Consider the following 20,489-nt stretch of genomic DNA (forward strand, 5'->3'; position numbering starts at 1 on the left):
CCCCTCACTGCCAGCTGAAGTCCGCCCGCAGACGCCGCGCCACGATCTCGAACTTGTCCCGGGCCATGACAGCGCCCTCGCGGCGGATCCCCGCCTCCGGCACGTCCAGCACCCGGTCCAGGCGGATCCAGCTGGGACGGCCCTCCGCATCCCACGCCCCCGAGCCGACCGCGATCCAGTCCCGGTCGCCGTCGTGCTTGCTCTGCGAGGACAGCATCAAACCCAGCAGGGTGTCGCCGTCGCGTCCGACGACGAGCACGGGCCGATCCTTGCCCTGGCTCGGATCCTCCTCGTACGCCACCCACGTCCAGACGATTTCACCGGGATCCGCGCGACCGTCCAGGTCGGGGGAGTACTCGACCCTCCGTGCCCGATGGGCTGTCGGGGCGGAGTTCGCGGTGACCGGACGACCCGGGGCCGGCTTCGGCGCGGCGGCCGTCGACCCGGTCAGGACACCGGCCGCGCGGTCCAGCGCGCCGGACTTCTGCAGCTGCCGGAGAAGCTGCGGGCCCTTGTCCCGTGCAAGTCGGCCCAACGTCTTCCCGATGCTGCTCCACGTGCTCGCCATGGCCGCCGAGCTTAGTGCGTGTATGCCGCAGCAGCCGCAACGCGGTGACTTGGATATCCTGACAGGTGACAGTGGCCCGGAACCGGGCCGGTGCCGGTCCAGGTAAGGGGTCCCCCATCAGCAGCTTCGCCGACAAGACGTTCACGGATCCTGCCCGGATCCGGAATTTCTGCATCATCGCGCACATCGATCACGGCAAGTCGACGCTGGCCGACCGCATGCTTCAGCTCACCGGTGTGGTCGAGGAGCGGCAGATGCGTGCCCAGTACCTCGACCGCATGGACATCGAGCGCGAGCGCGGCATCACGATCAAGGCGCAGAACGTCCGGCTCCCGTGGAAGGTCGGCGACGAGGAGTTCGTCATCCACCTCATCGACACCCCCGGGCACGTCGACTTCACGTACGAGGTCTCCCGCGCACTCGAGGCCTGCGAGGGTGCGGTCCTGCTGGTGGATGCCGCCCAGGGCATCGAGGCCCAGACTCTCGCCAACCTGTACCTGGCGATGGAGAAGGACCTCACCATCATCCCGGTGCTCAACAAGATCGACCTGCCCGCCGCCGACCCCGACCGGTACGCCGAGGAGATCGCGCACATCACCGGATGCGAACCGGGTGACGTGCTGCGCGTGTCCGGCAAGACGGGCATGGGGGTGAAGGAACTGCTCGACGAGGTCGTGCGGCAGATCCCCGCTCCTGTCGGCGACCCGGACGGTCCGGCCCGTGCGATGATCTTCGACTCCGTGTACGACGCCTACCGCGGAGTCGTCACCTACGTGCGCGTCGTCGACGGCCGGATCTCGCCGCGCGAGAAGATCACCATGATGTCGACGGGCACCACCCACGACCTGATCGAGGTCGGCATCATCTCGCCCGAGCCGAAGGCGAGCATCGGACTCGGCGTCGGCGAGGTGGGGTACCTCATCACCGGTGTGAAGGACGTCCGGCAGTCGCGAGTCGGCGACACGGTCACCGCCGCGCGCGGCGGTGCGACGGAACCCCTCGTCGGATACCGCGACCCCAAGCCGATGGTCTACTCCGGCCTCTACCCGCTCGACGGTTCGGACTACCCCGTGCTGCGCGACGCCCTCGACAAGTTGCGTCTCAACGACGCCGCCCTGGCCTACGAGCCGGAGACGTCGGTGGCGCTCGGGTTCGGGTTCCGCTGCGGATTCCTCGGACTCCTGCACATGGAGATCACCCGCGACCGCCTCGAGCGCGAGTTCGGACTCGAACTGATCTCGACGTCGCCGAACGTGGTGTACCGGGTGGTGATGGAGGACGGTTCCGAGCACGTCGTCACCAACCCGTCGTACTGGCCGGAGGGCAAGATCCGCGAGGTCTACGAGCCGATGGTGAAGTGCACCGTCATCGCGCCGAGCGAGTTCATCGGCGCGATCATGGAGCTCTGCCAGAACCGGCGCGGTGAACTCGGCGGCATGGACTACCTGTCCGAGACCCGCGTCGAACTGCGCTACGAGATGCCCATGGGCGAGATCATGTTCGACTTCTTCGACGCCCTGAAGTCGCGGACCAAGGGCTACGCCAGCCTCGACTACGAGGAGTCCGGCGAGCAGCAGGCCGACCTGGTGAAGGTGGACATCCTGCTGCAGGGTGAGGCGGTCGACGCGTTCTCGTCGATCGTGCACCGCTCCGCGGCAGGCGCGTACGGCGGCCGGATGACATCGAAGCTGCGTGAGCTGATCCCCCGTCAGCAGTTCGAGGTGCCGATCCAGGCGGCGATCGGCTCGAAGATCATCTCGCGTGAGAACATCCGCGCGATCCGCAAGGACGTGCTCGCCAAGTGCTACGGCGGTGACATCAGCCGTAAACGCAAGCTGCTCGAGAAGCAGAAGGAAGGCAAGAAGCGGATGAAGACCATCGGCCGGGTCGAGGTTCCGCAAGAGGCCTTCGTGGCGGCGTTGTCGTCCGAATCGGTGGGGGACAAGCCGAAGAAGTAGGCACCGCGACCGCTCGGTTGTTCTCCTCCGTCGACGTCTGATCGAAAGAAGGTAGGTGCGGCACGTGGCCCTCGAAACCTGGCTCACCCGGACACTGGGAATCGAGGTGCCGATCTTCGGCGCCCCGATGGGCGGACGGGCAGGCGGGACCCTCGTCGGGGAGGTGTCGAAGGCGGGTGGGCTCGGCCTGCTCGGCGCCGCGCGCTACGCCACCCCGGAGTGGGTGGCGAAGGAGACGGCGGTCGCGCGGAGCATCGGCGGCGACGCATTCGGGATCGGGTTGATGACCTGGGCGCTCGACGACGACGACGCGCTGCTCGACGCCGCGCTGGCGGAGAACCCGCGGGTCGTGTCGCTGTCGTTCGGTGATCCCGCCCCGTACGTGGAGCGGGTCCACGCCACCGGGGCGCTGGTGGTGTCGCAGGTCAACACGATCGACGATCTGCGGGTCGTGGAGGCGGCGGGAGTCGACTTCGTCATCGCCCAGGGCGGTGAGGCGGGCGGCCACACCGGGCGGATCGGGACGTTGCCGCTGCTGCAGGAGATTCTGGAGGCCACCGCGCTGCCCGTGCTCGCCGCGGGCGGCATCGCGACCGGTCGCGGTCTCGCCGCCGTGCTCGCCGCCGGCGCGGAGGGCGCGATGATCGGGACCGCGCTGCTGGCCAGCCCCGAGACCATCGGACCGGAGTACGCCCGTGACAAGCTGATCGCGGCGGGCAGCGCCGACACCGTGTACACGTCGGTGTTCGACCAGGCGCGCAGCCAGCCGTGGCCGGCCCGCTGGGGTGGACGGGCCCTGAGCAACGAGTTCACGTCGCGCTGGCACGGCGCGGGAGCCCCCGACGCCGAACTCGCCACCGCCTACGACCCCGCGAACCCCGACCTCGGTGTCGTGTACGCCGGGGAGGCGGCGGGCCTCGTCACGTCGGAGCGGCCTGCGGGTGCCGTGGTGCGGCGGATCGCGGCCGACGCGGAGCGGTTGCTGCACCGTTTCGCGGAGTAACCCGTCGCCACCAGCAGCCAGTGGGTCGACGCCCTCCTCGAGTTCGGTGTCCAACCCGTCGCGTATCTGTCCGCGGGCGCGATGGGCGACGAGCGCGGCCTGTACCCCTGGGAGTCGGAGGTCGACGACTCGGCCGTGGAACTCGACCGCGCGAGCATGACGCAGGTGGGTGCGTCGCTGCCGGAAGAGCAGATCGCCGGCTTCGCGCCCGATCTGATTCTCGGCTCGTTCGCCGTCGCCGACCAGGAGGACTTCGACCGGATCAGCAAGATCGCGCCGACGGTCGCCGCGCTGGGCGACGTGCAGGTCGACCCGTGGGAGTCGCAGGTCGAGGTCCTCGGCCGGATCCTCGGTGAGGAGGACCGCGCGGCCGAGATCATCGCGAACACCAACGGGACCGTCGACGGCCTGGCCGACCGGCTCCCCGCACTGTCCGGCAAGACGGCGGTGCTGTCCCAGTTCGTCTTCGCCACCGGACAACTCGTCGTCGTCGCGGATCCCGACGACGGCGCGAGCGCGGTGTTCCGGAGGCTGGGGCTGACATTGCCGCCGACGCTGGTGGAAGAAGCGGGGGCCACCGGCGGCCGCCTCACCCTGAGCCCGGAGCGGGTGGACGCCCTGAACGCCGACCTCGTGGTGATGCTGCCCAACGGCGGCACCCGCGACGATCTGATGCGGTTGCCCGGATTCGCCCAGCTGCCGTCCGTGCAGCCGGGTGGTCTCGCCGTCGAGGACTACGCCACGGTGGTCGGGTTCAACACCCCGTCGAGCCTGTCCCTGCAGTACTCGCTGGGCCGGATCACGCCGCAACTGGAGGCGGTCGGCGCCTGATCACGCCGTGTAGTGGGCAGGGTGGAAGCCGCTCGCCGCGGCCTCCTCGGCGCGGATGACGTGAACGACCGCGTTGATCAACGCCAGATGCGTGAACGCCTGCGGGAAGTTGCCCAGGTGCCGCCCCGACTCGGGATCGATCTCCTCCGCGTACAGCTCGAGGGGGCTCGCGAACCCGAGGAGCCGCTCGCACAGGCGCTTCGCGCGGTCGAGTTCGCCGATCTCCACGAGCGCCGACACGAGCCAGAACGAACAGATCGTGAACGTGCCCTCCTTGCCCGTGAGCCCGTCGTCCGTGGTCTCCACCCGGTAACGCAGTACCAGCCCGCCCTCGGTCAGCTCGTCCGCGATGGCGAGCACGGTGGCGCGGATGCGCGGGTCGTCCGAGGGCAGGAACCGCAAGAGCGGAGCGAGGAGGAGTGAGGCGTCGAGCTCGTCGCTGCCGTACCGCTGGGTGAGGACTCCGCGTGCGTCGACGCCGTGCTCGAGAATGTCGGCCTTGATCTCGTCGGCGAGGTCGGCCCACCTGTCCGCGTAACTCGCCTCGCCCTGCTGCTCGGCGAGTTTCGCGCCCCGGTCGAGGGCGACCCAGCACATGATCTTCGACGACGTGAAGTGCTGCGGCTCGCCGCGCACCTCCCAGATGCCGCGGTCGGGGAGCTGCCAGTGCTCGATCGCCTCCTCGACCTGACGTTTGAGCATCGGCCACAGCGTCTCCGGCACCCGCTCGCGCGATCGCACGTGCAGGTACACGGAATCGAGGATCGTTCCCCAGATGTCGTGCTGGTCCTGGTCGTACGCACCGTTTCCGATCCGCACCGGACGCGCGCCGTCGTGGCCGGACAGGTGCGGCAGCTCCTCCTCGACGAGGGTCCGCTCGCCGCCGACGCCGTACATCACCTGCAGCGGCCGGTACTTGCCGTCGTCGGCACTGGACACGTCGTAGAGGAACGCGAAGAAATCGTCGGCCTCCCGGTCGAGTCCGAGGCTGTACAGCCCCCACAGGGCGAACGTCGAATCGCGCACCCATGCGTAGCGGTAGTCCCAATTTCGTTCACCCCCGGGGGTTTCCGGAAGCGACGTGGTCGACGCGGCGAGCAGCGCGCCGGTGGGGGCGTACGCCAACCCCTTCAGCGCCAGGGCGCTGCGCTGCAGGTAGCCACGCCACTTGTGGTCGGGGAAGCGGCCGGTCGTGATCCATTCCCGCCAGAACTTCGCCGTCTGCCACATCTTCTCGGCAGCCTCGTCGTAGGTCTGCGGCGCAGGCATGTGCGTCCAGGACAGTGCGACGAACACGTTGTCGTCCTCGACCATCCGGGTCCGGGCCCGGGCCTCGCGCCCTTCCAGCCCGAGCTTCATGTTGCTGGTCAGCCGGAGTGTGGGGTGGTCGCCCGCACCACTCGACTTGCAGGTGGCGGTGGCTTCCTCGTACACCTTGCCCGTGTACTCCCACACCGCGTCGCCGCGGTGGTAGTCGAACGCGGGCTCGCAGCTCATCTCGAGATCCACGGTGCCGTTCACGCATTTGACGGTCCGCAGCAGGACGTGTTCGGCATCCCAGTCAGTGGGGGTGCGGCGATGGGAGCGGGACCGCTGCTCCACGTTGTGCCACGGGCCGAGCACGAGTGCGTCGCGGACGATGAGCCACCCCGTCTCGGTCTGCCACGTCGTTTCGACGATCAGTCCTCCCGGGAGGTAGCGGCGGGCGGCGGGCACGTTCTGCCCGTACGGTGCGATCCGGAAGTGGCCCGCGCTGCGGTCGAGGATGGCGCCGAAGACGCTGGGGGAGTCGGGCCGGGGGATGCACATCCACTCGACCGCCCCGTTCCGGGCGATCAGGCAGGTGGTCTCGCAGTCCGACAGGAATGCGTAATCGTCGATCGGCGGAAACGCGCGACGGTGGCGATGCGCGGCGGAGCGGGGCTGGTCGTCCGAGTGCGCATCGAGAGACACCATCTGATCATCATCGGCCGTCGCCGCCGCGGCGTCCACCTGTGCGCCGGCCACGGGCCGGCGAACGATAGGGTGGCACGGTGGACCGGATGGCGAGTTGGTGGGACGGCTTCGAGCTGTGGATCGCCGGGCTCCCGTTCGTTCCGCAGGTCGCCCTCGTGCTGCTGGTGATGGTGCCGGTGTGCCGAGGACTGGCGTGGCTGCTCGATCGTGGCCTGGCCGCAGTCTTCGTCCTGCTCAGGCGGGACGTCTCGAAGGTGGAGGAACCCTGATGCCGCGCTCACGCGTCACACTCGCGCTGCTCGCGCTGCTCGTCCTCGTCGTCGTCGCCTGGCTGGTCACCCGGTAGATCCCGTTCGATGTGGGCCGTTGGTTCAGCCTCTGCTACAGTCCACGGCGTGTCTGAAGCCGCTGTACACCAGGTCCGCCATGAATTGGCGTTGATCGCTGTCGGCATGCTCGCAGTCGCCGACATCGACTGTTGTTGATTTCTCCTCGCACACAGAACCGCGCGCGGGTGACACCACGCACCGCTCGACCGGTCTCGCGCTGCTGATTTTCGTTCGCATTCCTGATTTCCCGCTCGGGCGATCCCTGCGTTCCTCCCCACGCACCACCTCCCACGTTGTTCGCACCACCCCTCTGTGACAGATCCCCAGGAAGGTTTCTCCCATGAAACGCCGTTCTCGTAGTCTTCTCACGGCCCTCGTGACGCTCGGAGCTGTGGCGCTGACCGCGTGCAGCGGCGGCGCCAGCGACACCGCCGGCGCCGACTCGGCCGGTGCCGACGGCAGCGCAGGCACCATCAACCTGTACGCGTACGCCGTGCCGAAGCCGGGATTCGACAAGCTGATCCCCGCGTTCAACGCCACCGACGAGGGCAAGGGCGTGGCCTTCCAGCCGTCCTACGGTGCCTCCGGTGACCAGTCCCGCAAGGTCAAGGACGGCGCCGAGGCAGACTTCGTCAACTTCTCCGTCGAACCCGACATCACCCGCCTCGTCGACGCCGGTCTGGTGGACAAGAGCTGGAACCAGGACGCCTACGACGGGATTCCGTTCGGTTCGGTGGTCACCATCGTCGTGCGCGAGGGCAACCCGAAGAACATCCGCGACTGGGACGACCTGTTGCGCCCCGACGTCGAGGTCGTGACCCCGAACCCGTTCAGCTCCGGATCCGCGAAGTGGAACCTGCTCGCACCGTACGCGGCGAAGAGCAACGGCGGCCAGGACCCGGCCGCCGGTCTCGCCTACATCACGTCGCTGGTGAACGACCACGTGAAGATTCAGCCGAAGTCGGGACGCGAGGCGTCGGAGGCGTTCCTGCAGGGCACCGGCGACGTGCTGCTCAGCTACGAGAACGAGGCGCTGTTCATCGAGGGTAACGGTGACCCCGTCGAGCACGTGACCCCGCCGACCACGTTCAAGATCGAGAACCCGGTCGCGGTGCTGTCGAACAGCAAGAACCTGGAGAAGGCCAACGCGTTCAAGGACTTCCTGTACACCACCGAGGGCCAGAAGCTGTGGGGTGAGGCCGGATTCCGCCCGGTCGATCCCGCGGTGGCCGCGGAGTTCTCGGACAAGTTCCCGGAGCCGGCCAAGCTGTGGACCATCGCCGATCTCGGCGGCTGGTCCAAGGTCGACTCCGAGGTGTTCGCCAAGGACACCGGGTCCATCGCGGTGATCTACGACAACGCAACCAGGTAAGACCGACATGAGCGACACGACGACGGCGACGGGCGGACGCGGCACCACGGTGCCGTCTCCGCCCGTTCCGCCCACGCGCAAGAAGATCGCCCGGGTCACCGGTGCGGTGGGACCGCTCGGCATCGGCATCGCGACGCTCTGGCTGAGCATCATCGTGGTCCTGCCACTCGCCGCGCTCACCGTCGCCTCGTTCGGCGACGGAATCGGCGGCTTCGTGGACGCGATCACCTCGCCCGTGGCGGTGGCGTCCCTGCGCGTCACCGTCGTGGTGTCGGTCGTGGTGGCCGTGATCAACGTGATCATGGGCACGCTCATCGCGTGGGTTCTGGTGCGTGACGAATTTCCCGGCAAGCGGGCCGTCAACGCGCTGATCGACCTGCCGTTCGCGTTGCCGACCATCGTGGCCAGCATCGTGCTGCTGTCACTGTACGGCCCGGAGAGTCCGATCGGCGTCCACCTCAACGCGACGCAGCCCGGTCTGATCGTGGCACTGGCATTCGTGACGCTGCCGTTCGTCGTCCGCTCGGTGCAGCCGGTGCTCATCGAGGTGGACAGGGAAGTCGAGGAGGCCGCGGCTTCACTCGGCGCGGACAACGTGACGATCTTCCGGAGAGTCGTGCTGCCGACGCTGACCCCGGCCATCATCAGCGGCGCGGGGCTCGCGTTCGCCCGCGCGATCGGTGAGTACGGATCCGTCGTCCTGATCGGCGGAAACATTCCCCGAGAGACCCAGGTCGCTTCCCAGTACATTCAACAGCAGATCGAAATCGACAGGCCGGCCGCAGCGGCGGCCGTGTCGGTGGCTCTCCTGGCCATCGCGTTCGTGACGTTGTTCGCCCTCCGGGTCTTCGCCAGCCGGGGGCAGCGTCGTGAGGAGCAGGCGGAATGAAGCTCTCTGGGTCCACCCGGATCACCCTGCGCGCGGTCGCGCTGCTCTATCTGTTCGGCCTGCTGGTGGTGCCGATCGTCATCATCCTGTTCCGCACGTTCGAGAACGGGATCGGCGCCTTCGTCCAGTCGATCAGCACACCGGCCGCGATCTCCGCGCTCAACCTGTCCCTGCTGATCGTGGCGATCGTCGTCCCCGTGAACGTGGTATTCGGGATCGTCACGGCCCTCGCGCTCGTCCGGGGCCGCTTCCCCGGCCGCGGTCTGGTGCAGGCGGTGGTCGACCTTCCGTTCGCCGTCTCGCCCATCGTGGTCGGCGTGTCGCTGATCCTGCTGTGGGGTGCCAACGGCTGGTTCGGCGGGCTCGAATCGCTGGGGTTCAAGGTGATCTTCGGGCTTCCCGGCATGGTCATCGCCACCCTCTTCGTGACGTTGCCGTTCGTCGTGCGGGAGGTCGAGCCCGTCCTGCACGAGATCGGCGAGGAGCAGGAACAGGCCGCCGCGACGCTCGGTGCGAGCCGCTGGCAAACGTTCTGGCTGATCACACTGCCCGCCATCCGCTGGGGCCTCACCTACGGTGTGGTCCTGACCGTCGCCCGTTCGCTGGGCGAGTTCGGAGCGGTGATCATGGTGTCGTCGGGCTTCCCCGGTGTATCCCAGACCCTGACCCTGCTCGTTCACTCGCGCTACATCGACGACCACAACACGTTCGGGGCGTACTCCGCAGCCACCCTGCTGATGGGCATTGCGCTGATCACCCTGCTTCTGATGACTCTGCTCGACCGCAAGAGGAGCACCACATGATTACCGTGACCGGCGCCCGGAAGAACTACGGGTCCTTTGCTGCTCTCGACGACGTCTCCATCCACATCCCCTCGGGTTCGCTGACCGCGCTCCTCGGGCCCAGTGGTTCGGGCAAGTCGACGCTGCTCCGATCCATCGCCGGTCTGGAGTCCCTCGACTCCGGCACCGTCGTGATCGGCGGGAACGACGTCACCGACATCTCCCCGCAGAAGCGGGACATCGGCTTCGTGTTCCAGCACTACGCGGCGTTCAAGCACATGACGGTGCGCGACAACGTCGCCTTCGGTCTGAAGATCCGGAAGCGGCCCAAGCCGGAGATCGACAAGAAGGTCAACGAGCTTCTCGAGATCGTCGGCCTCGACGGCTTCCAGCACCGGTATCCGGCGCAGCTGTCCGGCGGTCAGCGTCAGCGGATGGCGCTCGCGCGGGCCCTGGCCGTGGACCCGAAGGTGCTTCTCCTCGACGAGCCGTTCGGCGCGCTCGACGCGAAGGTCCGCACGGACCTGCGCACCTGGCTGCGCCGGTTGCACGACGAGGTGCACGTGACCACCGTGCTGGTCACCCACGACCAGGAGGAGGCCCTCGACGTCGCCGACCGGATCGCCGTCCTCAACAAGGGCCGGATCGAGCAGATCGGCGAACCGGAGGACCTCTACGACCGTCCCCACAACGACTTCGTGATGTCGTTCCTCGGGTCGGTGGCCAAGCTCAACGGTCAGCTGGTCCGACCGCACGACATCCGTCTCGGCCGCGACCCCGACCTGGCCCTCGCCCAGGAGGCCGGCACGGCCGAGTCGCTCGGCGTCACGCGGGCCACCGTCGAGCGCGTGGTGCACCTGGGGTTCGAGGTGCGGGTGGATCTGCGGAACGAGGCGACCGGTGAACCCTTCTCCGCGCAGGTGACCCGCGGCGACAGCGCAGCACTCGGCCTGCAGGAAGGCGAGACCGTGTACGCGCGGGCCACGCGGGCTCCCGAACTCCCGGAGGCCGAAGTTCCGGTCTCCCTGTAACTCCCCGCCGATGTAGGAGGCGACTGTGGCGACCCCGGTGAATCCCGTCCGTGACAACGTTCTGATCGTGCACTGGCACGATCTGGGCCGTCACCTCGGGTGTTACGGCGCGTCCGGGGTGCGGAGTCCGAACCTGGACCGGCTCGCCGCGGAGGGTGTGCTGCTGACCGACGCGCATGCGGCGGCGCCGCTGTGCTCGCCCTCGCGTGGCGCCCTGTTCTCGGGCCGGTACCCGCACAGCAACGGACTGATCGGCCTCGCACACCACGGCTGGCAGTACCACGACGACGTCCGCACGCTGCCGTCCCTGTTGGCGGAGGCGGGCTGGTACACGGCTCTGTTCGGGATGCAGCACGAGACCGCGTATCCCAAGCGGCTCGGCTTCCACGAGTACGACGTGACGAACTCGTACTGCGAATACGTCACCGACCGTGCGTCGCGGTGGCTGGCGCGGTTCCCTCCGCAGCCGTTCCTGCTGACCGCGGGGTTCTTCGAGACCCACCGCCCGTACCCGGTCGACAGGTATGCGCCCGCCGACCGGGAGGGTTTCGACGTTCCGTCGTACCTGCCCGACCGGCCGCAGGTCCGCGAGGATCTCGCCGGATTCCACGGGTCGATCGAGGTGGCCGATGCGGCCGTCGGCCGGTTGCTGCAGACGCTGGACGACGAGGGGCTCGACGACAGCACGTGGGTCGTGTTCCTCACCGATCACGGCGAGGCGTTCCCCGGTGCGAAGTCGACACTGTATGCGCCGGGCACGGGAATTGCGGCGATCGTCCGCCCACCGCGGAGGCTGCGGGCGGCGCCCCGCGTCTACGACGACCTGTTCAGCGGGGTGGATCTGGTTCCCACCCTTCTCGATCTACTCGGCGTCCCTGTCCCCGCGGCCGTGGAGGGTGTCTCCCACGCCGGGCAACTGCTGGGCCGGTCCGAGTCGACGGCGCGCGACGTCCTGTTCACGGAGAAGACCTTCCACGACAGTTTCGATCCCATTCGCGCGGTGCGCACCAAGCAGTTCAGCTACATCGAGAACTACGCACCTCGGCCCAAGCTCGATCTGCCCCTCGACATCGAGAACAGCCTCTCCGGTGCTGCATTGGGCACCGAGCATCTCCGGCCGCGTCCGAGTCGGGAGCTCTACGACCTGGCCGCCGATCCCGACGAGCGAGACAACCTGGCCGACACCGAGGACTTCGCCGGGACACAGGCCGAGTTGGCGCTGCAACTCGCGACGTGGCGACGGGCGACCGGCGACTCGATCCCGAGCGAGGAGGAGGGAACCGCGTACGCCCGGAAGGCCATGGAGGAATATCTGGCCACTCTCGGCCGGGTGCCGGACGTGCGTTCGGCCTACAGTTCGGAACGCGGAATCCTGGACGAGCCGAGGGGCGGCGTCGCGACGTAGCCGCCGGGTTGCCGGCGGATGATGACGGTTCCGTCCTCGCGACCTGCGCGGCAGTGGTGCACTGGAAGCGTGAGCGTCGACTGCCCGCGGTGCACCCCGCCGAAGCTGCTGCGCGAGATGGTGCACCGCCTCGGCCGCTCGGCGACTCTGTCCGGGTCCGGCGAGGCAGCGGTGACGGGGATCAGCCAGGACTCTCGTCTCGTCCGGGCCGGCGACGTGTACGCGGCGTTGCCGGGCCGGCACCGACACGGGATCGAGTTCGCGGTCGAGGCCGCGTCGCGTGGCGCTGTCGCGATGCTCAGCGACCGCGAGTCGGACGTCCTGCCGACGATCGTCGTCGACGATCCGCGGCTTCTCCTCGGTCCGCTGGCGGCGTGGGTCTACGGCAATCCGTCCGAGTCGCTCGACGTCTACGGCGTGACCGGGACGAACGGGAAGACCAGCACCGCGTATCTGCTGGACGCGGGACTGCGTGCCGCAGGTGTCGCCACCGGCATGATGACGGGGATCACCGTCCGGGGACCGAACGGGTCACGCACCGCGACCCGGACGACTCCCGAGGCGTGCGAACTCCAGCAGACACTCGCCGCGTTCGCCGAGCACCGGACCGGCGCCGTCGCGATGGAGGTGTCGAGCCACGGCCTCGCTCTGCACCGCATCGACGGAACGTCCTTCCGGGTGGGGGTGTTCACCAACCTCGCCCGCGACCATCTGGACTTTCACCCCGACATGGACGCGTATTTCGCGGCGAAGGCCAGATTGTTCGAACCGGGGCACTGCGCCGCGGCAGCCATCGGCATCGACGACGAGTTCGGACGCCGCCTCGCCGCCACGGTCACCGTGCCCCGTGTGACGTTCTCGTCGAGGTGCACGGCGGCCGACGTCCACGCGTCCGCCGTGCACGCGGACGAGGGCGGCACGTCGTTCACGCTCCACGGCGCCGGGGCACGGACACCGGTGCGGCTCCGGCTACTCGGAGTGCATCAGGTGGACAACGCACTCGCGGCGCTCGCCGCCCTCGCGGCTCGCGGCGTGGACCTCGACGCGGCGGTCGCCGGGATCGAGAACCTCGACACCGTGCCCGGACGCCTGGAGGCGGTGCACGCGGGCCAGCCGTTCCTCGCATTCGTCGACTACATGCACAACACGGCCGGACAGCGACGCCTGTTTCCGTACCTCCGCTCGCTGACACGAGGCCGGGTCATCGCCGTCGTCGGGGCGACCGGTGAGCGCGACCCCGGTAAGCGGGTCCCGCTCGGCGCGACCGCAGCCCGTTTCGCCGACACGGTCATCGTCACCGACGAGAGTCCGTACTCCGACGACGCGCACAGCCTGCGCGAGGACGTGGCGCGGGGAGCACGCAGTGGTGGCGACGCCGAAGTGCTCGTCCTTCCCGACCGCGCCGAGGCGATCGTCGCCGCCGTCACCCTCGCCGCACCGGGCGACGTCGTGGTGGTCGCGGGCCGTGGGCACGACCGGGTTCAGGCGTACGGACCGCGCCGGCGTGTGTTCGACGACCGGGTCGCGCTCCACGACGCACTCCGCCGGCTCGTCGCAGGTTAGGCCAGTAGCGTCTCGTGCCGGGCGAGTTCGGCGAGAATCCGCGCGACGAGGTCGTCGAGATCGGCGCCGGTGGTGTCGAACGCGAGATCCGGGTTCTCGGGGGCCTCGTACGGCGCGTCGATCCCGGTGAGGCCGCGGAGTTCGCCTGCCCGCGCCCTGGCGTAGAGCCCCTTGGGGTCCCGCCGTTCGCACTCGTCGACCGGCGTGCTCACGTGGATCTCGAGAAACGGCAGTCCCGCGGCCTCGTTGAGCGCCCGCGCGATCGCGCGGTCCGAGCGCAGCGGCGACACCATCGACGCGATGGCGACCACCCCGGCGTCCGCGAACAACCGGGTGAGGTGCCCGACGCGGCGGATGTTCTCGGCTCGGTCGCCGGGGGAGAATCCGAGGTCGTCCGAGATGCCGTGCCGCACGTTGTCGCCGTCCAGCAGGTAGGCGGTCCGTCCGGCGTCGACGAGGGTCCGTTCGAGCGCGACCGCCACCGTCGACTTGCCGGACGCCGGCAGCCCGGTGAGCCAGATGGTGGCGCCGCGCTGCCCGGTCGCGGACCAGCGCCGATCCCGTTCCAGCGACGACGGGTGCCACTTGATGTCGTGCCGGGTCTGCTCGCCGGGCACGACTTCCCGGGCTTCGCTGACGGTGCCGGCACCGACGGTGTCGTTGCTCTGCTCGTCGATGAGGATGAACGCGCCGGCATCGCGATTGGTGGCGTACGGGTCGGGGAGCACCACCGTGCTCGTCCGGAGCGTGATCCGGCCGATGTCGTTGAGGGCGAGTTCGCTGGGGGAGTCGTGTTCTTCGAGGGTTTCCGGGTCGAGCCGGGTGTGCAATTCCTGAACCGTCGCGCGCACGGTGCGGCTGGTGTGCTTGAGCGCCACCCGGTCGCCTGCCCGCAGCGGTGTCTCGCTCAGCCAGCACACGGTCGCGTCGATCTCGCGGGCCGGGGCGGGTGCGGTCGCGGCGGCGGCGCTCACGACGAGGTCGCCGCGGGCGACGTCGAGGTCGTCCGCGAGTTCGAACGACACCGACAGCGGGGCCACTGCGACGGACCGGTTCGGATCGAGGGTGTCGAGGGTGGTGACCGTGCTGCGGGAACCCGCAGGCAGGACCACCACCTCGTCGCCGACGGACAGGGTGCCGGCGGACAGCCGGCCGGTGTAGCGGCGTCGCCGGTCGTCCGTGGGACGCGCCACCCACTGGATCGGCAGTCGCAGTTCGGACGCGACGGCGGACGGCGCGGCGAGTTCCACCTCCTCGAGATACTCGAGGATCGTGGGCCCGTCGTACCAGGGTGTCGAATCCGACCGCGTGACGACGTTGTCGCCGCGGGTGGCGGACACCGGGATCACCGTGAGGTCGCGGCCGCCGAGGCGCTGCGCGAGCAGCCCGAGTTCGGATTCGACTTCCTTGAACCGGGTCTCGTCGAAGTCGACGAGATCGATCTTGTTGACCACGGCGACCAGGTGCGGCACGCCGAGAAGGTCGGCGATCCGCGCGTGGCGGCGGGTCTGCCGGAGCACCCCGGCGCGGGCGTCCACGAGCAGCACGGCCACGTGGGCGTTCGACGCACCGGTGAACATGTTGCGGGTGTACCGTTCGTGCCCCGGCGTGTCCGCGAGCACGAAACTGCGGGTGGCGGTGGAGAAGAACCGGTACGCCACATCGATCGTGATGCCCTGTTCGCGTTCGGCGCGCAGCCCGTCGGACAGGGCGGCGAGGTCCGCCTCGCCGTCGGTGTTCGTCACCGCCTCGAGATGGTCGGTGGGCAGGCTGCCGGTGTCGTGGAGGAGCCGTCCGATCAGGGTGCTCTTGCCGTCGTCGACGCTGCCCGCGGTGGCGAGCCGCAGCAACTGACGGGGCCGGCTGGTGGTGGTCATCAGAAGTACCCCTCGCGCTTGCGGTCTTCCATCGCGGCAACGGAAGTTCGGTCGTCGGCCCGGGTCTCGCCGCGCTCGGAGACCGTGGCCGCGGCGATCTCCTCGATCACGCCGGCGACGTCGTCGGCGTCGGAACGCACGGCACCGGTGATGGTCAGGTCCCCGACCGTGCGGTACCGCACCCGGAGCCGTTGCACCAGTTCGTCTTCGGTGGGCAGCGTGTACTCGGACAACCCCAGCAGGATGCCGTCGCGCTCGAACACCTGCCGCTCGTGGGCGAAGTAGATCGACGGCAGCGCCAGATTCTCGAGTTCGATGTAGCGCCAGATGTCGAGTTCGGTCCAATTACTCAGCGGGAACACGCGAACCTGCTCACCACGGCGGATCCGCCCGTTGTACAGCGACCACGGCTCGGGCCGCTGCGCACGCGGATCCCACTGCCCGAACTCGTCGCGGAAGCTGAGCACCCGCTCCTTCGCGCGGGCCCGTTCCTCGTCTCGGCGCGCACCGCCGAACGCGGCGTCGAAGCGATGCTCCTCCAGGGCGTCGAGCAGGGTGCGGGTCTGCAACCGGTTGCGGGACGTGCCCGGACCGCCCGATTCGGCGACGCGACCCTTGTCGATCGACTCCTGCACCGACGCGACGATCAGCCGGTGACCGTCCTCGGCGAGCCGCCGATCACGGAACTCGATCACCTCGGGGAAATTGTGGCCGGTATCGACGTGCAGGACGGGAAACGGCAACGGGGACGGCCGGAACGCCTTCTCCGCCAGTCGCAGCAACACGATGGAGTCCTTGCCCGCCGAGAACAACAGCACCGGTCGCTCGAGTTCCGCGACCACCTCGCGGATGATGTGCACGGCCTCCGCCTCCAGCGCGCGGAGTTCGTCCACCCGTGCGGCGCCGACGGTGATGTCACGCGGCGCCGCGGCGCCGACGGCGGTCACAGCGGGAGTCCGTTCACGGCGGCTTCGGACCGATACCGCTCGACCCACTCCTTGGAGCGGCCGTCGCTCTGCCGCTTCAGCGGGGGCGGGGGAGCGAGATCGGCGTCGAGGCCGAGTTCGACGAGCACCTTCGCCGCCGTCGCCTGCGGCGCCGCCACGAGATCGTCGAAACCGATGTCGATGTGGTCGAGTCCCTCGACCTCGAACCAGTTGCGCCACTGCTCATCTTGATCGCGCAGAATGCGGACGAGGTGTGCGATGCCGCCCGCGTGGTACTCGGCGCCGTCGTGCGGGGCGGGCGGGGTGGCGTCGTCGCGCCACACCTGAGTTTGCACCGCCCGCCACATCGACACCGCCTGCGCGACGACGTCACGCCGGTAGACGTGGATGAAGGCGAGGTCGCGGCCCAGGAGGTCGTCGAGGGCGGACCGCAGGTCGTTGCCGGACCGGTCCGCAAGTCCGGCGGCGCGGTCGAGGACGAGCGGCACCTGGTTCCACATCAGTTTTCCGCCCCACACCCCGTTGGGGGTGCGACCGAGGCTGAGCAGTTGATCGCGCCACTGCTCCGCGCTGCGGGTGTCGGCGGTCCCCGGTTCGAGCGGGGCGAGCAGTGAGAGCACCGCCTCGTCGGTGACGCCCTCGAACCACTGCCGCGGCTGCGGCGAACGACTGGTGGACGGCAGGTACTGGAAGAACTCCTCGGGGTTGCCGGCCACGGTCGTGGCGCGAAGGGATTCGACGAGCAGGGTGCTGCCGCTGCGCTGTGACGCACAGACGAGATATGAGCGTGGCTCCGACATGCCGGAAACTATAAACGCGAAATTCGGTGCCGAAATCGGGACGAAATCCAATTATCGTGATTGAAACACTTGGCATTTTCTGCTTCGTGTGAGTCGTCGATATCGGCGACGTGATGCTCGTAATTCGGCAGGTAGAGACAGTTTTCTGGCGAGCGAACTCGGTTCACTCCTCGCCCGGGGAATGGCGCCGCGACGGGTGAATATGAATCAGGCTGATCGAAAGAGTGAAACGGACGCTGCCGTGTTCAGCCTTTTCGGCAGATGAGCACCGGGCACCGGGCGTGGTGGATGAGGCTCTGGCTCGTCGAGCCCACGATCGACGCGGTGAACGGATTTCGCCCGTGGCTGCCGACGGCGATCAGCTGCGCGCCGAACGAGTATTCGAGCAGCACCTTCATCGGCCCACCACGCTCGAGGCAGCGCGTGACCTCGACATCGGGGTACTTCTCGTGCCACCCGGCGAGGCTCTCGGCGAGCCAGGCCTCCTCGTGCTGGACCAGATCGGACCAATCGGTGAAGCGTCGTTCCTCCGAGTACCACGCACCGAGGGTGGAGTGCTCGGCCCACGTGTGCACCGCGACGAGGGGAGCGCCGAAGAACGCCGCGAACTCGAACGCGTGGGCCACCGCCATGTCGCTCAGTTCGCTGCCGTCCACACCGACCACGACGGGGCGGGTTTCGCTGACCTCGTGGCCCTGGATGCCGCGCCAGACGACGACCGGGCATTCGGCTCGATTCGACACGCGCACGACATCGGAACCGGCAACCACCGATTTCATCTCGCTCGTGGCCGCGGGCCCGAGAACCAGCATCCGGGCTGTCTTGGACAGTTCCACCAACGCGTGGGCGGGCGGACCGGGGTGGGTACTGCGCTCCACCTCCAGGTCCTGCTGCCCGTCCAGGACGATGCGCTCGGCGGCGTCGAGGAACTCATCGCCCTCGGGATGACCGTCCGCGGAATTCGGATGCTTGGGTACCACGTGGACGAGGCGCAGCGGCTCCTCGAAGCGCCTCGCGGCGGATGCAGCCCACGCCGCCGCCTCCAGCGCGCCGTCCGATCCGTCGATGCCTGCCACGATGCCGCGTCGAATCCGTGCTGTGCTCATGGGGGTGCTCCTCACCTCCATTCCAGTTTGGTCCAGGTCGGCAGCGACGCGCCAGAGGTAAATCGGTCGGCAGCCGATCCCGCCGCGTTCTCGATGCGATCGACGTGGCCCGCGGGATACTCGAGTGACCCGCGAGCGACGACAGCCAGAAGGAGCAGGCCACCATGAAGAAGCGGACGAGCGGCTCGGAAGAGGGAGGCGGAGGCGACACTCCCTCGCAGTTGATAGATGCGCGCATCGAGGAGCTGGGTGACTGGCGGGGCGACACGCTCGCCCGGATCCGCGCCCTCGTCACGAAGGCCGACCCCGACGTCGTCGAGGAGTGGAAGTGGAGAGGGGTGCCGGTATGGTCGCACGCCGGAATGATCTGCACCGGTGAGACGTACAAGAATGCGGTGAAGGTGACGTTCGCCAAGGGTGCGTCGCTGGACGACCCGTCCGGCCTCTTCAACTCCGGTCTCGAAGGCAACACCCGGCGTGCCATCGATCTCCACGAGGGCGACACGATCGACGAGAAGGCGTTCCAGGCGCTCGTCCACGCCGCCGTGGCCCTGAACACCTCCTAAAGTACGGGCCAAGGGTTTTCGGCCGTTGCGACCCGGTTCACCTGGGGTTTTCCCGTGTTTCGGTGGCACGGTGAACCGGAGGCGCGGGTGAACCGTGTGTACTGCTGGGAGGTGGTGACCGATGGCGGATGCCCAGACCGAGCTGATGCACGCCCTGTACGAAGAGCATGCCCCCGCAGTGTGGCGGTATGCCCTGCGGCTGACCGGCGACCGCGCCCGCGCCGAGGACATCGTGCAGGAGGTACTGCTGCGAGCCTGGAAGCATCCGAACGTGCTCGACCAGTCGGAGTCGTCGGCGCGGGCGTGGCTGTTCACGGTCGCCCGGAACCTCGTGTTCGACGAGCACCGCAGCGCACGCTCCCAGCGTGAGGTCGGGATGAGCTCCACACCCGAGCGCGCCGCACCGGACAGCTCGGACGGCGCACTCGACGCCTGGATGATGGGTGATGCGCTGGCCCGGCTCAGCCCCGACCATCGTGCGGTCCTCGTTCTCGGTTACTACCGGGGAATGTCCACCCACCAGATCGCCGACGAACTCGGAATACCGGAGGGAACGGTGAAATCCCGCATGCATTACGGATTGCGGGCCCTTCGATTGGCTCTGCAGGAAATGGGGGTGACCCGATGACGTTCGACGACTTCGAGTCGCACGAGGATCCCTACGTCCGCTGGGACGCCGCTTACGTGCTCGGTGCGATGTCCCCGAGCGATCGGCGCGAGTACGAGGCCCACCTCGCCCATTGCGCGCGGTGCTCGCAGGCCGTGTCCGAATTGGCGGGCATGCCCGGGTTGCTGGCCCTGATCACGCCGGAAGAGGCGTTCGGCACGCTGTCCGGGACCGATGCGTCCGAGGACGAGGAGACGCCCGCACCGCGTGTGCTGACCCAGTTGGTCGGCACGGTGCAGCGGCGCAGACGCTACCGGCGAGCGGCAACGGCCCTCGCCGCGGCGGCCGCCGTGGTCGCCGTCGCCGTCCCCGTCGGGGTGCTGGTCACGCAGGACCGGACCCCGTCCGCCCCGGTCACGGCCATGCCCGTCCCGAATCCCGCGAACACCACCGAGGCGGTGTTCACACCCGTGGTCCCGACGACGATCACGGCGAGCGCGTCCATCGCGTCGACGTCCTGGGGCACGGTCATCTTCGTCGAGTGCTCCTACGAGGACACGTGGCCCGGCGACGGTCGCTACGGCGCCGACACCGAGGGGTACGCGCTGACCGTCACCGATCGTTCCGGAGTCGTGACCACACTGGCCACCTGGACCGGTGAGGCAGGCAGGACGGTGCGGCCCACAGCCACCACCAGCCTGCCCGTCGACGCGATCGCGAGCATCGACGTCCGATCCGACGACGACCACCAGGTACTGCTGACCACGGCGTTGTGAGCGGGCCGCCAGGGAGTCGGGTCGGTTTTCGTACCCGCTGCACGCTTCACCGCCGTGTTTCGTTCGTCACGAACGTTTCCGGAAAAATGTTCTGCCACCGGTGAACCCGACCGGTCCGTGGTT

At 68.7% G+C, this 20,489-nt stretch carries 20 protein-coding genes; 14 read left to right on the plus strand and 6 right to left on the minus strand.

The annotated features are described in order from the left end of the window. Positions 1-4: 4 nt before the first annotated feature. The gene (locus tag WKC72_RS16615; RefSeq protein ID WP_112299460.1) at positions 5-568 is read right to left on the minus strand and encodes a type II toxin-antitoxin system PemK/MazF family toxin; all 564 of its coding nucleotides are present in this window, start codon (positions 566-568) and stop codon (positions 5-7) included. Between the two features lie 65 nt (positions 569-633). Between WKC72_RS16615 and lepA the strand changes: the two genes are divergently transcribed. The 3 genes from lepA (at position 634) to WKC72_RS16630 (ending at position 4,360) form a co-directional block, all read left to right on the plus strand. Further along, positions 634-2,526 (plus strand): translation elongation factor 4, encoded by a 1,893-nt coding sequence (lepA, locus tag WKC72_RS16620; RefSeq protein ID WP_037226390.1) that lies wholly within the window; start codon positions 634-636, stop codon positions 2,524-2,526. A gap of 64 nt (positions 2,527-2,590) precedes the next feature. Further along, positions 2,591-3,529 (plus strand): nitronate monooxygenase family protein, encoded by a 939-nt coding sequence (locus WKC72_RS16625; RefSeq protein WP_037226425.1) that lies wholly within the window; start codon positions 2,591-2,593, stop codon positions 3,527-3,529. Between the two features lie 81 nt (positions 3,530-3,610). Then, positions 3,611-4,360: an ABC transporter substrate-binding protein gene (locus WKC72_RS16630; protein WP_245973467.1), complete on the plus strand. Its 750-nt coding sequence runs from the start codon at positions 3,611-3,613 to the stop codon at positions 4,358-4,360. Here WKC72_RS16630 and WKC72_RS16635 read toward each other — a convergent pair whose 3' ends face one another. Then, positions 4,361-6,316, minus strand: coding sequence for a glycoside hydrolase family 15 protein (locus tag WKC72_RS16635; protein ID WP_370184378.1), 1,956 nt, complete (start codon positions 6,314-6,316; stop codon positions 4,361-4,363). It abuts the gene before it with no gap. An 86-nt stretch (positions 6,317-6,402) separates the two neighbouring features. Between WKC72_RS16635 and WKC72_RS16640 the strand changes: the two genes are divergently transcribed. The 8 genes from WKC72_RS16640 to WKC72_RS16675 all read left to right on the plus strand — a co-directional run bounded on the left by WKC72_RS16640 (position 6,403) and on the right by WKC72_RS16675 (position 13,687). Then, a complete protein-coding gene (locus WKC72_RS16640; protein WP_005247996.1) occupies positions 6,403-6,585 on the plus strand; it encodes a hypothetical protein in 183 nt (60 codons plus the stop codon). Positions 6,586-6,672: 87 nt separating this feature from the next. Then, positions 6,673-6,801: an Ms4533A family Cys-rich leader peptide gene (locus WKC72_RS16645; protein ID WP_368681004.1), complete on the plus strand. Its 129-nt coding sequence runs from the start codon at positions 6,673-6,675 to the stop codon at positions 6,799-6,801. Between the two features lie 184 nt (positions 6,802-6,985). After that, the gene (locus WKC72_RS16650; RefSeq protein WP_370183462.1) at positions 6,986-8,017 is read left to right on the plus strand and encodes a sulfate ABC transporter substrate-binding protein; all 1,032 of its coding nucleotides are present in this window, start codon (positions 6,986-6,988) and stop codon (positions 8,015-8,017) included. A 7-nt stretch (positions 8,018-8,024) separates the two neighbouring features. After that, complete coding sequence (cysT, locus tag WKC72_RS16655; RefSeq protein WP_037226396.1) at positions 8,025-8,906, plus strand: sulfate ABC transporter permease subunit CysT; 882 nt, start codon at positions 8,025-8,027, stop codon at positions 8,904-8,906. Then, positions 8,903-9,709: a sulfate ABC transporter permease subunit CysW gene (gene cysW / locus WKC72_RS16660; RefSeq protein ID WP_005261260.1), complete on the plus strand. Its 807-nt coding sequence runs from the start codon at positions 8,903-8,905 to the stop codon at positions 9,707-9,709. The genes cysT and cysW overlap by 4 nt, the downstream gene beginning before the upstream one ends. Continuing rightward, positions 9,706-10,719, plus strand: coding sequence for a sulfate/molybdate ABC transporter ATP-binding protein (locus WKC72_RS16665; RefSeq protein WP_037226398.1), 1,014 nt, complete (start codon positions 9,706-9,708; stop codon positions 10,717-10,719). Before cysW ends, WKC72_RS16665 begins: the two co-directional genes overlap by 4 nt. 25 nt (positions 10,720-10,744) lie before the next feature. Further along, on the plus strand, positions 10,745-12,124 hold the full coding sequence (locus WKC72_RS16670; RefSeq protein ID WP_370183466.1) for a sulfatase: 1,380 nt from the start codon (positions 10,745-10,747) through the stop codon (positions 12,122-12,124). Positions 12,125-12,193: 69 nt separating this feature from the next. After that, positions 12,194-13,687: a UDP-N-acetylmuramoyl-L-alanyl-D-glutamate--2,6-diaminopimelate ligase gene (locus WKC72_RS16675; protein WP_037226403.1), complete on the plus strand. Its 1,494-nt coding sequence runs from the start codon at positions 12,194-12,196 to the stop codon at positions 13,685-13,687. Here the strand turns inward: WKC72_RS16675 and cysC are convergent. From cysC to WKC72_RS16695, 4 genes are all read right to left on the minus strand, one after another. After that, on the minus strand, positions 13,684-15,564 hold the full coding sequence (cysC, locus tag WKC72_RS16680; RefSeq protein WP_037226405.1) for an adenylyl-sulfate kinase: 1,881 nt from the start codon (positions 15,562-15,564) through the stop codon (positions 13,684-13,686). The genes WKC72_RS16675 and cysC overlap by 4 nt on opposite strands. Next, the gene (cysD, locus tag WKC72_RS16685) at positions 15,564-16,511 is read right to left on the minus strand and encodes a sulfate adenylyltransferase subunit CysD (RefSeq protein ID WP_128641912.1); all 948 of its coding nucleotides are present in this window, start codon (positions 16,509-16,511) and stop codon (positions 15,564-15,566) included. Before cysD ends, cysC begins: the two co-directional genes overlap by 1 nt. Continuing rightward, the gene (locus WKC72_RS16690) at positions 16,508-17,311 is read right to left on the minus strand and encodes a Stf0 family sulfotransferase (RefSeq protein ID WP_128641913.1); all 804 of its coding nucleotides are present in this window, start codon (positions 17,309-17,311) and stop codon (positions 16,508-16,510) included. The genes cysD and WKC72_RS16690 overlap by 4 nt, the downstream gene beginning before the upstream one ends. A gap of 245 nt (positions 17,312-17,556) precedes the next feature. After that, positions 17,557-18,417, minus strand: coding sequence for a universal stress protein (locus tag WKC72_RS16695; protein WP_128641914.1), 861 nt, complete (start codon positions 18,415-18,417; stop codon positions 17,557-17,559). A gap of 164 nt (positions 18,418-18,581) precedes the next feature. Here WKC72_RS16695 and WKC72_RS16700 point away from each other — a divergent pair, with 164 nt between their 5' ends. The 3 genes from WKC72_RS16700 (at position 18,582) to WKC72_RS16710 (ending at position 20,366) form a co-directional block, all read left to right on the plus strand. Beyond that, positions 18,582-18,983 (plus strand): DUF1801 domain-containing protein, encoded by a 402-nt coding sequence (locus WKC72_RS16700; protein WP_370183470.1) that lies wholly within the window; start codon positions 18,582-18,584, stop codon positions 18,981-18,983. A gap of 121 nt (positions 18,984-19,104) precedes the next feature. Next, positions 19,105-19,611: a sigma-70 family RNA polymerase sigma factor gene (locus tag WKC72_RS16705; RefSeq protein WP_037226414.1), complete on the plus strand. Its 507-nt coding sequence runs from the start codon at positions 19,105-19,107 to the stop codon at positions 19,609-19,611. After that, entirely contained in the window at positions 19,608-20,366 is a 759-nt protein-coding gene (locus WKC72_RS16710) for an anti-sigma factor (RefSeq protein ID WP_128641916.1), read from the plus strand. Before WKC72_RS16705 ends, WKC72_RS16710 begins: the two co-directional genes overlap by 4 nt. Positions 20,367-20,489: the final 123 nt, after the last annotated feature.

Source organism: Rhodococcus wratislaviensis (genome assembly GCF_041228765.1).
Lineage (GTDB): Bacteria > Actinomycetota > Actinomycetes > Mycobacteriales > Mycobacteriaceae > Rhodococcus_F > Rhodococcus_F wratislaviensis.